The sequence below is a fragment of the Allochromatium vinosum DSM 180 genome (genome assembly GCF_000025485.1).
GTDB lineage: Bacteria > Pseudomonadota > Gammaproteobacteria > Chromatiales > Chromatiaceae > Thermochromatium > Thermochromatium vinosum.
In genome coordinates this window covers 1444596-1457134 of sequence record NC_013851.1, presented here as the reverse complement: position 1 = coordinate 1457134, position 12539 = coordinate 1444596, and the positions used below count along the sequence as shown (strand labels likewise).

Sequence of the window (12539 nt, the reverse complement as noted above, 5' to 3'; positions counted from 1 at the left end):
GTGTCTCAAGCGAGCGGGCGACAGCTGACAGCGGAGTCGCGTGACGGCCGACTGACTGGACGATCGAGCGGGCCGATCAACCGGCCATGGCGCCGGCGTTCAGCAGCGCGACGGCCATCTGCACTCCGACCAACAGCGCGGCAGCGGCCACGTTGCCCGACTCGATGGCGGCGCGAAAATCGCGAAACGATACGATGAAGACCCCAAAGGTCAGCAGCTGGATCAGCACCGCCACGCTCCCCCACAGCAGGATGTCGAGCCAGACGCCGCTGGTGGCCAGCGTGGCGGCCAGGGGGATGGCCAGGGCGACCCAGGCGCCGCCGAGCGTCAGTCCGGCGGCGGTGTTTCCCTGCCGGATCAGGGCGCGCTCGCGAAAGGGCGTGATGAGGGCATAACAGCCGACACCCAACCCCAGCAGCGCCAGGGTGGTGAGAAAGTGCAGCAACAGGATCGGCAGTCCGCTGTTGAGCGTCTGCCACAGGATATCGAGCGTATCGGTCACGTTATGGACTCCAGGAGTGTTGCGGGCAAGCGGTTCGTGACGGCTGAGGCGGTCAGCTCAGGTTCAGGCTGGCGACGGGGATATCGATCCCGACATGGAGTGACACCCAGGCGCCGTCACCCTGCTCGTTGGCGGCCACCAGCAGATATTCGGTACTCGGCATCGGCGGCTGGGCACCGGTGGCGCGCGTATAGAGCATGGCCTGCTGCCGGCACGGCTCGATGTCCGTGCCGTCGGCGGCCTCCAGGGTTTCGCGAAGCGAGTACGGTTCGCGGCGCGTCTGGCCCGGCGACCAGAGACGGGCATAGAGCTGGCCATCCTGGGTCTGGAACTCCGGCCAGCCGATCAGACCCTCGTCGCGATCGAGCCAGACGCCCCACTCGTCTGCATCGGCCGGTTCGACCACGTCGAGGCGCGAGAAATAGCGGCACTCGTCGGGTTGACCAGGCGCATCCAGGTGCACCTGGAAGAATCCGTCGCCGCCCGAGACGTAGAGTCGGTACCAGGTCACGCCTTCGCCTCGGACCTCGCCCACACGCTCGACCGAAACCAGACCGCTGCCGCTCGCCGACCGTGGCGCCTGGAGCTTGGTCAGCGGCTCGGCCAGGATGAACAGCGATGGATCGACCGGCAGGGTCATGCCGACGCGGAACCAGTCGGGACGATAGGCCGTTCGCTTGCCCGAGCCTCTATCATGCTTCACGGCGGGCCGGCGCCGGCCGACCTCGCCGAAGAAGCGCCGCCAAAGCACGACGATGAATACGGCCGCGATGAGCAGCAGAAACAGCGCCGTCAGCAAGGCTCCGAAGGGAAAGCCGGGCGATTCGATCTCGGGGGCTGGATAATTGGGGTCACGCGGCCCCGACATCGAGGCCAGCCGGGTGTCGAGTTCGGTCAACTGGCGCGCCAGCGCCGGATCCTCGCGCGCCTGCTCTTCGGCATCGGCGCGCCATTGGCGATAGCCCGGATCATCGGCATGATGGTAGAAGAACTCGGCATGTCCGGGCCGCGACAGGGTTTCGAGCAATCCCCAGAGCAGCACGGCGCTCCAGGGACCGAACGAAGACGGGGACCGAGCCGGCCGCGTCGCCGGTATCTGCCGGCCGCCGCCCGTCCAGGGGGTGGCGCTGCCACGTCCGCCGTATCCGCCGATGGCGTCGCCAATGGAATCGAGCGTCGAGGGCCGGCGTGGCGCACTCGGGGCCGTTCCGCTGGTCGAGGGCCGGTTCCAGACCGTTTCGATGGCGGGCGCCTCGGGTTCGCGCTGGCGACGGAAGTCGTCGAGCGCGCGTTTCGAGCCCTGGCGCGAGAGCGTCTGATCCGTGGCGCTGCCGCGTGTTGCGGGAGAGCTGATGGCCGATGGCGATGTACGCGGGCGGCTGTAGCCACCGCTGACCGATGGGGTACGTTTGATGGCGCTCGGGCGTGTCGATGGCGTGCGCTGACTCAGGCTCGACGCGGGGCGCGAATAGCCGCCACTGGAGGAACCGCGCTTCTTGGCCCAGCCGTCGAGCGGCGTGAGCAGGCCGATGGCCAGTGTCAGCAGTAACGTCAGGCCGAGCGTCGGAGTCAGGCGTGGCATCCTCATGAGGCCCTGGAGCGAGCAGTTGGCGATTCGATTGCAGACATTATGAGCGCATCCCGTTAAGCTGACCACAACACCTTAGGAGACACCAGGGCCACCTGTACAGCGAGATGTGCCGATCGCGGTCCGCTCCCAGCTCAACCGATCCTTCTTCGCTTCCACTCGAACCCCATGAACGATCCAGACCGACTCATCACCGCCGAGGCTGGCGCCGACGACCGCGCCATCGATCGCGCCATCCGTCCACGTAAGCTCGCCGATTATGTCGGACAACCGGCGGTGCGCGAGCAAATGGAGATTTTCATCGGCGCGGCGCGTGGGCGCAAGGAGGCGCTCGACCATGTGCTGATCTTCGGCCCGCCCGGACTGGGCAAGACCACGCTCTCGCACATCATCGCCCACGAGATGCAGGTCAATCTGCGTCAGACATCCGGGCCAGTGCTGGAGAAACCCGGCGATCTGGCTGCGCTCCTGACCAATCTCGATCCGGGCGACGTGCTGTTCGTCGACGAGATCCATCGTCTGAGTCCGGTGGTCGAGGAGGTGCTCTATCCGGCGATGGAGGACTATCAGCTCGATATCATGATCGGTGAAGGACCGGCGGCGCGCTCGATCAAGCTGGATCTGCCGCCCTTCACCCTGGTCGGCGCCACCACGCGCGCGGGACTGCTGACCTCGCCGCTGCGTGACCGTTTCGGTATCGTGCAGCGGCTCGAATACTATTCGGCCGAAGATCTGACCCATATCGTGCAACGCTCAGCCGGCATTCTCGGCATCGAGGCCGAACCGGACGGTGCAGCCGAGATCGCGCGGCGCGCGCGCGGCACGCCGCGCATCGCCAATCGGCTGCTGCGCCGGGTACGCGACTATGCCCAGGTACGCGGTGACGGACGCATCAGCGCCGAGATCGCCGACCGCGCGCTCTCCATGCTCAAGGTTGATGCGCTCGGCTTCGATCACATGGACCGGCGCCTGCTCTCGGCTGTCATCGAGAAGTTCGACGGCGGTCCGGTCGGGGTCGAAAGCCTGGCGGCCGCCATCGGTGAGGAACGCGGAACCATCGAGGACGTGCTCGAACCCTTCCTCATCCAGCAGGGATTTCTGATGCGCACCCCGCGCGGACGCATGGCCACCCAGTCGGCCTATCAGCATTTCGGACTCAGTGGCATCCAAACACCGTTGAGCACTGGCACGACTCTTTTCGGCTCTGAATCGGAAACCTCCTGACGCTCAAACCGCTCAGCGTCATCGACGCCAGCGGCTAATCCCGGTCCGCGATCAAGCGTTCGATCTGGTTCGCCATCGCTGTCAGCACGGGGGCCAGCTTGCGGCGCATGAGGGTGCCCTGGGTGGTCGGATCGGACAGTAGCGGCCGGATCAGGGCATAGCCGACACCGGAGAGGAAACGCATGGCCTGGAGTTCGGCGCGACAGTCGGCACAGACATGCGCCAGTTCGAGCAGGCGCGGATCAGAGGACGGGAAGTCCTCGGCGTCGCGGATCAGGGCTTCGAGTCCGAGATCGGGATCGCCCTCGGGGCGCAGGGGCGCGAAGGTTGCACGCAGACAGTCGAGGACAGTCAGCAGGACATCCTGGTTGGGCGGTTTGTCCAGGATGCGCGCCATGGTCTTGAGATAACCCTGACCGGCAGGCGTATGGAGTCGCACCAACAGGTGCGCGACCGGATCATCAGCGTTCGCCGGAGACCTCAGCGATTCAGGGCGTGCGCGGGCCGGCGCCGGCTCGGGCCAGTCGTCGAACCCGGCACACAGAAACCCCGCCAGCCAGGCCGGCCTGCGCGCCGCGCGCGTCCAGAGATCGCGCCGCCGTTCGTCGTCGAGCAGTCCAGGGTGCAGGATCAGCCGCACACTCTCAATCATTGCCTCCGAGTCGGTCTCGAACGGCAGATACTGGAGCAGATACTCGGCCAGGACCGGCCCCATGCGTCCGTCGCGCACGCGCGGATTGGCCAGCATCCGGCGCGCGTTGCCGGCGTCCTCCATCACCCACCAGGCGCGGCGTGCCAGCTCGTCGGTCAGTCCAGGCGAGCCGACGGCGGCGACCACGGCTTCCGGTTCGCCGAGCCGCAGCAGTTGCGCCAGACTCTCGTCGCGCATCTGACCCAGACGGGTCCAGCGGCTGAGATAGACCGGATACCCACCGGGCGAGCCAAGCACATGCCCGGAGATGAGTTCGCGCACCTGGCGCAGATAGCGCTCGGGCGCGGTATTGGGATTGAGCTGGACGCTCGACTCGCCGCGCTCGGTCAGGCCCTGGACCCGCATCCGGTCTTCGTCGATGCGGATGGCCAGCGGCTGACTGGCCAGCAGGACGTGGAGCCGCAGACTGTCCTCGTGACTGAGGTCCATGATCCGGACACGCGATCAGCCGCCGCTCGGCGGGCGATAGGTCGGATCCCTGGGATTGAGGAAGATGAAATGAAACTGCCCCGGCTCCAGTTCGACATAATCCAGTGTCGTCTGGTCGAGCAGCGAAACATAGTCGGGCGCGATGACGATCTCCACGCCCTCGCTGGTCAGACGGATGTCGTCCTCGGTGAGGTCGTCGAACCCCATGCGGTAATCGATGCTTCCATCGGGATTCCGGCCGGCGGCCAGACGCAGGCACATGCCCTCGGTACCGCCTTGCTTGGCCGCCTTGAGGACTTGCTCGGCGGCGGCGGGTGTCAGCTTGAACATCATCAGACCCCTTTTGAACCACGTCCAGCACGACAGGCCAACGGACCGCATCGGCGACACGGCTCAATGTCGAAGGTGAACAGCGGGCCGCGCGCTTTCAGAGCGTGCGACGAATATGAGCCAGAAAACGATCGGTCCAGCGGTTGCCGCCCACGGCGCGCAGATGGCTGTAACAGGCCAACAGATTACCCTGGACGATGCCATCATGCGAGCCGTCGATGCCGGTACCCCGACGCACGGTATAGCCATAGCGCCAGTCGGGATCGGGTTTCAGGATGGCCGAATGATGAAACTCGTGAGCGGCGATCTCGTCGGGCGGCGCGGATTCCAGACGCGGCCAGGGAAACGCTTCGGTTTCACTCAGACGCACATAACCGCGACCCTGGGGTCGGTCGCACATCTCGACATCGGCATCGAGGGCGCCGACCATGGAGCGCCGCTCGCCCTTCCAGCACAACCGCGAACACAAATACATGAGGCCGCCGCACTCGGCATACAACGGGCGATCGTCGGCGACGAAATCGCGGATGGCCTGACGCATCAACCGATTGTCTTCCAGCTCGGCCATGCGGTATTCGGGGAAACCGCCGCCGATGAAGAGCGCGTCGACCTCGGGCAGCACGCTGTCGGAAATCGGGCTGAAAGGCACCAGTTCGGCCCCGCCGGCGGCGAGTGCGCGCAGATCGTCGGGATAGTAGAACCCGAAGGCGGCGTCGCGGGCGATGCCGATGCGCACCAGATCGCCATCGCGAGCAGGTTGGATGACCCCGACTGGCTCAGGCTCTGGAGTCGGTGCGTGCTCGGCGATCTCCAACAGCCGATCCAGATCGACCTGATCGGCGATCCGGGCGCGGATGCGCTCGATCCAGACCTCGGCGTCTTCGGTCTCGTTGCTCGGCATCAGACCCAGATGACGCTCGTCGATGCTGATCTCATCGGTGCGGCGCAGCAGCCCCAGGACCGGCAGATCGGTGTAATGCTCGACGACCCGCACCAGATTCTCGCCATGCCGCCCGCCGCCGACCTTGTTCAGGATCACGCCCGCGATGTCGAGTTCCGGATCGAAGGCCAGATAGCCCTGGAGCAGCGGCGCAATCCCGCGCGCCAGACCATGACAGTTGACCACCAGCACCACGGGCGCACCGATCAGCTTGGCCAGCTCGGCGTTGCTGTGCGCACCGTCGAGCCGCGTGCTGTCGAACAGTCCGACATTGCCCTCGATCAGCCCCAGATCCGCCGCGCCCAGCTCGCGGGCGAAGGCCGAGCGGATCTCGGACTCGGACATGGTATGGAAGTCGAGATTGAAGCAGGAACGCCCGGCCGCCTGACCGAGCCACAACGGATCGATGTAGTCCGGCCCCTTCTTGAACGGCTGGACGACCAGACCGCGCCGCGTGAATTCACGACAAAGACCGATCGAGAGCGTGGTCTTGCCGGAGGACTTTTGCGGCGCGGCGATGTAGAGCGACGCCATCTCAGGCCGGCTTGGCGAAGGGCGCCGCGTCCAGCGTCTCCTCGTCCGGTGCGACCACGTCATCGGCCAGCGACTCGGGCATGAATTGCAGCACCCGCACGCCGACCGCCGTGATCAGCAGCGCTACGGCCACGCCGCCGACGCCGAGCAGGATCTCAGGGATGGTCGGCCAGTAGGGCGCGGCAGCGCCATTGACGCCATCGGCGAAGCCGGATTCGAGGATGGTGTGACCGGGGAACATCGCGATCGGGAACGCCTGGCTGCCGATGATGATGACATACATGGCCGAGAAGCCGCCGACGATGACCAGGGTGCAGGCGCCAATGATCCACTCGCGCTTCTGACTCAGCACCGGATGATAGAGGATCCACATCGGTGCCAGACTGCCGACCAGGATCCAGCCGACCCAGAACAGGAAGGTGTAGATCCCGCCGCTGAGCAGCAACCAGTGCTCCAGGCTGTCGTTCTTGGCCATGTAGAGATTGGTCAGGTGATAGACCAGCGTGAAATAGAGCGCGATGCCGATGAAGAGCGCCAGCAGATTGCGCAACCGGCGCATCATGCGCGGGCCGATCGGGCGTCCCTCCTCCTCGAAGCCGAACATCAGCACCAGCATGAACACCGCCAGCCCATAGGCGAAGGACAGCGCCACGAACATCGGACCGAGGATGGCGGCATCATAGGCCTGACGCGCCACCAGGAAGCCGAAGATCGAGCCGGTACCCGTGGTCAGCGCCAGACGCCAGACCAGCGCCAGGATGCCGATCGGATAGTTGAACGGTCCGCCCTGACGGTCGGCCATCGACCACAGATACGCGATGACGATGGCCATGAAGCCGGTATAGAGGAAGATGTTCCAGGCGAAGATCGAGCTGAAGTTGTAGTTGGTCATGGCCACGATCAGACGCTCCGGGCGCCCGAGATCCATGACCAGCACCAGCAGACCGCCCATCAGCATCGCTACCGCCAGCAGGCCGGAGAGCCGTCCGAGCGGTTTGTAGATCGGCTTCTTGAACACGGTGCCGATCGAGGCGATGTTGAGCGCCCCCGAGGCCGCGATGATGAGGAAGACCGCGAACACATGCGGCGTGCCCCAGACCACCGAGTTGTTCATGCCGCTGACCCAGTGGCCCTGGTGTTCCATGTAGCCGAATGAGAGCGCCGCGATCCCGATCAGGGCCGCCAGGAAGCCCAGCAGACTCCAGTAACGCTCGGGCGGGATGCGCCATTCGCGATAGACGACTCGTTTCATTTCGATAAACCCCTGGCCTCGCCTCGGTACGCGAAGGCTGAAAAGTGGACTCAGACGCCGGCGTAACGCACGCCCGTGTTCAACACCAGATCCTCGCGGATCTGCCGGCTCGGGATCTCGCGCAGACGCTGGCTGATGGCGCTGTCGGGATCCTTGAGATCGCCGAAGACGATGGCCCCGTGCCCTTCCTGCGCGCAGGCATCGACGCACGCGGTCGATTCCTCGCCGTTGTCACGCCGGTGCACGCACAGATTGCAGCTCTCGACACAGCCCTTGCCGCGCGGCACGGCGGTCAACTGGCCGGTCGTCGGCTGATGGATGAAGCTGCGCGCCTTGTAGGGGCAGGCCATCATGCAGTAACGACAGCCGATGCACAGATGGCGGTCGACCATGACGATGCCGTCGGCGCGTTTGAAGGAGGCGCCGGTCGGGCAGACGTCGACACAGGGCGGATGCTCGCAGTGCTGACACATCAGCGGGAGCTGGGTGATGCGCCCGGTCTGGTTGTCCTGGAGCTTGACCTTGCGGATCCAGACCGACTTCTGATGCTCCCACTTGGACTCGGAGCCGTGCGGTTCCTGGAGATCCAGGCCGTTTTCACGGTCGCAGGCGTCGACACAGGCCGAACAGCCGTCGGCGCACTTGGCCGTGTCGATCAGCAGGCCCCAGCGCACATCGCCCGTGACCGGCTCGGTACGCGGCGCGGCCGCGACGCTGTGCAGAAAAACGCCCGGCGCCACCAGGGCGGCGGCGCTCAATCCGGCGGCGGTGCCGATGAAGCCGCGACGTCCGGCGTCGATGGCCTCGACCGCCTCAGTCTTGGCATTGGCGTCGATATTGGTTGTGTTCTCGTTCATGGTTCAGTGCCCTCCCCCATGAGGCGCACCCGTGACACCGGCCGCGCGATGCGCGGCCTCGGCATCGGCACCGGGCCGGTTGGGCACGGAGGCGTGACAGTCGAAGCAGTTCAGATCCACGGCGGCATAGTTGTGACAGGCCCCGCAGAATTGATCGGGCTGATCGATCGGCTGGGGATTCCGGTTCGCGTCATAACTGATGTGACAGTCGACGCACCCGGTGAGGCTGTACTTGGTGCCCCGGATGCCCTCGTGAACCGTGGAGATACGCTGATGCTTGATGAATTCCATGTGCATGCGGCGCATCGTCTCGGTCGGTTCGACACAGGACTCCCGCTCGGCGGCGGGCGAGCCCTCGACCACGTATCGCTTGACCTCATCGGCCAGGGCGGTGTCGGCGGCAAGTACCGCCCACACCAGACCCAGCGTCAGCAGGCCGGCTCTGACTACAGCGTTGACCATCGACGCCTCCAGGGGCCTCACTCGCCCAGACCCATCTTGATGTAGCCGGTCGGACAGACGTCGGCACAGATGTGACAGCCGATGCACTTGGCATAGTCGGTATCGACATAGCGACCCGTGGTGCGGCTACCCTTGTCGACCCGGAACACGGCATCCTGCGGACAGAAGATGACGCAGTTGTCGCACTCGAAGCACAGACCGCAGCTCATGCAGCGTTTGGCCTCGTCGATCGCTTCCGGCTCGGTCAGACCGATGACGCGCTCGTGGAAGTGGCCCAGCACCTCGTCGGCGCTCGGCACCTCTTCCTTGCGCAGATTGCGCGGCACATAGTTGAAGTGCCCCAGGAACAACTCTTCGTGCGGAATGACTTCGGCGCCGGAGCGATCCTCATAGTTGTGGATCGCATAGTTGGCATCCGAGGTTCCGCGCATATCGCCGGCCTGACCGGCGACGAAGGACTCAGGCGCCAGATGGGCTTCGGTGAGCTTGTCGAGCAGGTTGAAGTGGTGCACGTCGACTTTCGGACGGCGCTTGTGCTCGGCCTGCATCACATAGGCGTCGATCGAGTCGGCGGCGATCCAGGCCTGACCGATGGCGGTGGTCAGCAGGTGCGGACGGATGATGTCGCCGGCGACGAAGTGTCCGGCCTTGCCCGGCACCTGATAGAACTTGTCGGAGTCCATCAGACCGCGCCCGTTGTCGAGCTGCTCCAGGCCCGAGAGATCGCCGCCCTGCCCGATCGCCGAGACGATCAGGTCGGCTTCGAGCACGCGCTCTGTGCCCTCGACCGGAGTCGGACGACCGTCGGTCATGGTGCAGTCGGCGACTTTCAAACCGATGGCGCGGCCATTGGCGTCCTTGATGACCTCGACCGGCATCACGCCGTCGAGTATGGTCACGCCCTCGCGGGTCGCATCATCGACCTCGTGCTCGGAGGCGGTCATCTTGTCGCGGGTGAAGAGCGAGGTCAGCGTGACCTCGGCGCCCTGAGCGGCGGCGGCACTGGCGGCATCGTGGGCGACATAGCCGTCGCGGATCACGGTCTCGGGCAGCTCGTTCGGGTTGCTCTTGTTGACATGGCCGAGACGACGCGCGACCGAGACCACGTCGATCGAGGTGTCGCCACCGCCGACGCAGACGACTTTGCCGGCCGTGACCTTCATGCGGCCTTCGTTGAACGCCTTGAGGAAGGCGACACCCGTGACGCAGTTCGGCGTGCCTTCCCAGCCGGGCACCGGCAGACCGCGACCGCTCTGACAACCGATGGCCCAGAGGATGGCGTCATAGTCCTTTTCGAGCTGCTCGACCGTGACATCGGTGCCGATGCGGGTCTTGAGCCTGACCTCGACCCGGCCCATGTCGAGGATGCGCTGGATCTCGGCGTCGAGCTTGTCGCGCGGCACGCGATAGCCGGGGATGCCGAAGCGGAACATGCCGCCCAGACCGTCGTTGGCCTCGAAGATGGTGCAGCTATGGCCCTTGCGACGCAGTTGATACGCCGCCGCCAGACCGGCGGGACCGCCGCCGACGATGGCGATGCGCTTGCCGGTGTCGAGTTCGGGCGCCTCGAAGGTGTAACCGTTGGCGATGGCGGTGTCGCCGATGAACTGCTCGACCGAGTTGATGCCGACGAAGTCTTCCAGCTCGTTGCGATTACAGCCGTCCTGACAGGGCGCCGGACAGACGCGGCCCATCATCGCCGGGAAGGGGTTGGCATCGGTGGAACGACGGAAGGCATACTCCTGCCAGTCCATGCCCTGCGGCGGCTTCTCCATGCCGCGCACGATCTGCAGCCAGCCGCGGATGTCCTCGCCCGAGGGACAGCTCCCCTGACAGGGCGGCGTCTTGTGGACATAGGTCGGACACTTGTGGGAGCGGTCCTGATTGAAGATCTTGTCGGTCAGGTTGTCCCAGACGTGTTCGCCGTCCTCGAATCGACGCCAGGTCGGCTTCATCTTCATCTCGTCGCTGGAAGTCGCCATCTCAATCGTTCTCCGTACCAGTTGAACCCTGACGCGGGGATCAGGGGATTCGTATCAGGTCGCGCAGCCGGCTCTAGTGGATTGATCCGGAGACGCCGCGCTTCGATGGCCCCGGTCAGGCCGCCTCGTCTGTTTCTTCTTCTTCGTTCGGATCGTCCAGATCCGGCTCGTCGTCGTCTTCGTCCTCGTCGTCATCCGGCCCAGGCGTGAGCACGATGGCGTTGGAAACGAGTTGATGGACGCTGACGATCTGATCCATCTCCAGGCCGTAATAGGGCAAGACCTTGGTGAACTGGCTCTTGCAGATGGCGCAGATGGCGGCCATGTGCGTCACGCCCTTTTCCTGGATCACGTTGTTGAGCGCATCGAGTCGCGGCTTGGCGCCCTTGACGCGCAGCTCCATGAGATCGTCGGTCAGCAACCCACCGCCGCCGCCGCAACAGAAGGTGCGGTCGCGGATGGTGTCCTCGTCCATATCGTAGAAGTTGTTGCAGGTCGCGCGGATGATGGCGCGCGGGATCTCGAACTGACCGCCCGGCGTGCTGCCCATGCGCGAGGCGCGCGCGACGTTGCAGGAGTCGTGATAGGTCAGCACCTTATCGTCGTTCTCGCTCTTGTCGAGATTGAGCTTGCCCTGCTGGATGAGCTCATAGGTGAACTCGCAGATGTGCTGCGGCACCGGATAGCGCGGATCGAGGAAGTCCCAGGGACCGGCCAGCGTATTCAGGAACGAATAGGCCACGCGCCAGGCATGTCCGCACTCGCCGAAGACGATGCGCTTGACCTTGAGCTTGATCGCCGCCTCGCGGATGCGCTGGGCCACGCGGCGCATGTTGTCGTAGGAGCCGATGAACATGCCGAAGTTGGCCGCCTCGGAGGCATACGAACTCAGGGTCCAGGACACGCCCGCCTCGTGGAACACCTTGCCGTAGCCGATCAGGCCGTCGACGTGCGGTTCGGCGAAGAAGTCCGCCGAGGGCGTCACCAACAGGATCTCAGCGCCCTCCTCATCGATCGGATAGCGCACCTTGACGCCGGTGTCGTCGTAGACGTCTTCTTCCAGCCCTTCGAGCGTGTCGACCAGCGCCGGGCCGGGCAACCCCAGGTTGTTGCCGATCTTGTAGACCTTGCCGATGATCTCGTTGCAGTACTTCTGACCGACGCCGATCGAGTCCATGATCTCGCGCGCGGCCATGGAAATCTCAGCCGTATCGATGCCATAGGGACAGAACACCGAACAGCGCCGGCACTGCGAGCACTGATGGAAGTAGCTATACCAGTCGTCGAGCACTTCCTCGGTGAAGTCCTCGGCACCGACCAGCTTGGGGAACAGCTTGCCGCTCAGGGTGAAATAGCGCCGGTAGACCTTGCGCATCAGATCCTGACGCGCGACCGGCATGTTCTTCGGATCGCCGGTGCCGAGGAAATAATGGCATTTGTCGGTGCAGGCACCGCACTTGACGCAGGCGTCCATGTAGACGCGCAGCGAGCGGTACTTGCCCAGCAGCTCGCCCATCTTGTCGATGGCCTTGGTCTGCCAGTCGTCGACCAGCTCGCCGGGGAAACCGAGCGGCGTCTGGAAATCTTCCTTGGATTTGAAGGGCGCGCTGTGCGCCATGGCTCCGGGCGTGACGGACGGAACCTCGGTGTATTGGGTCAGTTCTGGGACTTCGAACGTTGCCTTGGCCATGGATCAACCTCTGTAAGCGGACGACTGGGGCGCTCGA

11 protein-coding genes are annotated in these 12539 nt (G+C 64.9%); 1 reads left to right on the top strand and 10 read right to left on the bottom strand.

Annotated features, from left to right (window positions below):
• Positions 1 to 76: 76 nt before the first annotated feature.
• Positions 77 to 502, bottom strand: coding sequence for a DUF350 domain-containing protein (locus ALVIN_RS06265; RefSeq protein WP_012970481.1), 426 nt, complete (start codon positions 500 to 502; stop codon positions 77 to 79).
• 52 nt (positions 503 to 554) lie between these two features.
• Positions 555 to 2084 carry a DUF2491 family protein gene (locus ALVIN_RS06260; protein WP_050750294.1) on the bottom strand — a complete coding sequence of 510 codons (1530 nt, stop codon included), beginning with the start codon at positions 2082 to 2084 and terminating at the stop codon, positions 555 to 557.
• A 174-nt stretch (positions 2085 to 2258) separates the two neighbouring features.
• On the opposite strand from ALVIN_RS06260, the gene ruvB reads away from it, so the two are divergent.
• Positions 2259 to 3314 (top strand): Holliday junction branch migration DNA helicase RuvB, encoded by a 1056-nt coding sequence (gene ruvB / locus ALVIN_RS06255; RefSeq protein ID WP_012970479.1) that lies wholly within the window; start codon positions 2259 to 2261, stop codon positions 3312 to 3314.
• Between the two features lie 34 nt (positions 3315 to 3348).
• Here ruvB and ALVIN_RS06250 read toward each other — a convergent pair whose 3' ends face one another.
• The 8 genes from ALVIN_RS06250 to dsrK all read right to left on the bottom strand — a co-directional run bounded on the left by ALVIN_RS06250 (position 3349) and on the right by dsrK (position 12502).
• Positions 3349 to 4455 (bottom strand): hypothetical protein, encoded by a 1107-nt coding sequence (locus tag ALVIN_RS06250; RefSeq protein WP_012970478.1) that lies wholly within the window; start codon positions 4453 to 4455, stop codon positions 3349 to 3351.
• Between the two features lie 15 nt (positions 4456 to 4470).
• A complete protein-coding gene (locus tag ALVIN_RS06245; RefSeq protein ID WP_043796041.1) occupies positions 4471 to 4785 on the bottom strand; it encodes a HesB/IscA family protein in 315 nt (104 codons plus the stop codon).
• Between the two features lie 97 nt (positions 4786 to 4882).
• Entirely contained in the window at positions 4883 to 6259 is a 1377-nt protein-coding gene (locus tag ALVIN_RS06240; RefSeq protein WP_012970476.1) for a cobyrinate a,c-diamide synthase, read from the bottom strand.
• Position 6260: 1 nt separating this feature from the next.
• On the bottom strand, positions 6261 to 7511 hold the full coding sequence (gene nrfD, locus ALVIN_RS06235; protein WP_012970475.1) for an NrfD/PsrC family molybdoenzyme membrane anchor subunit: 1251 nt from the start codon (positions 7509 to 7511) through the stop codon (positions 6261 to 6263).
• 50 nt (positions 7512 to 7561) lie between these two features.
• On the bottom strand, positions 7562 to 8368 hold the full coding sequence (gene dsrO, locus ALVIN_RS06230) for a sulfate reduction electron transfer complex DsrMKJOP subunit DsrO (protein ID WP_012970474.1): 807 nt from the start codon (positions 8366 to 8368) through the stop codon (positions 7562 to 7564).
• Positions 8369 to 8371: 3 nt separating this feature from the next.
• Positions 8372 to 8830: a DsrJ protein gene (locus ALVIN_RS06225; RefSeq protein ID WP_012970473.1), complete on the bottom strand. Its 459-nt coding sequence runs from the start codon at positions 8828 to 8830 to the stop codon at positions 8372 to 8374.
• Between the two features lie 17 nt (positions 8831 to 8847).
• Positions 8848 to 10812, bottom strand: coding sequence for an NAD(P)-binding protein (locus ALVIN_RS06220; protein ID WP_012970472.1), 1965 nt, complete (start codon positions 10810 to 10812; stop codon positions 8848 to 8850).
• 115 nt (positions 10813 to 10927) lie between these two features.
• Positions 10928 to 12502 carry a sulfate reduction electron transfer complex DsrMKJOP subunit DsrK gene (gene dsrK, locus ALVIN_RS06215; protein WP_012970471.1) on the bottom strand — a complete coding sequence of 525 codons (1575 nt, stop codon included), beginning with the start codon at positions 12500 to 12502 and terminating at the stop codon, positions 10928 to 10930.
• Between the last annotated feature and the right edge of the window lie 37 nt (positions 12503 to 12539).

Bases quoted from the DNA above. Each gene is read 5' to 3' on its own strand.
- ALVIN_RS06260 (WP_050750294.1), bottom strand. From the start codon at position 2,084: ATGCCACGCCTGACTCCGACGCTCGGCCTGACGTTACTGCTGACACTG.
- dsrK (WP_012970471.1), bottom strand. From the start codon at position 12,502: ATGGCCAAGGCAACGTTCGAAGTCCCAGAACTGACCCAATACACCGAG.
- ALVIN_RS06240 (WP_012970476.1), bottom strand. From the start codon at position 6,259: ATGGCGTCGCTCTACATCGCCGCGCCGCAAAAGTCCTCCGGCAAGACC.
- ruvB (WP_012970479.1), top strand. From the start codon at position 2,259: ATGAACGATCCAGACCGACTCATCACCGCCGAGGCTGGCGCCGACGAC.
- ALVIN_RS06220 (WP_012970472.1), bottom strand. From the start codon at position 10,812: ATGGCGACTTCCAGCGACGAGATGAAGATGAAGCCGACCTGGCGTCGA.
- nrfD (WP_012970475.1), bottom strand. From the start codon at position 7,511: ATGAAACGAGTCGTCTATCGCGAATGGCGCATCCCGCCCGAGCGTTAC.
- ALVIN_RS06245 (WP_043796041.1), bottom strand. From the start codon at position 4,785: ATGTTCAAGCTGACACCCGCCGCCGCCGAGCAAGTCCTCAAGGCGGCC.
- dsrO (WP_012970474.1), bottom strand. From the start codon at position 8,368: ATGAACGAGAACACAACCAATATCGACGCCAATGCCAAGACTGAGGCG.
- ALVIN_RS06225 (WP_012970473.1), bottom strand. From the start codon at position 8,830: ATGGTCAACGCTGTAGTCAGAGCCGGCCTGCTGACGCTGGGTCTGGTG.
- ALVIN_RS06250 (WP_012970478.1), bottom strand. From the start codon at position 4,455: ATGGACCTCAGTCACGAGGACAGTCTGCGGCTCCACGTCCTGCTGGCC.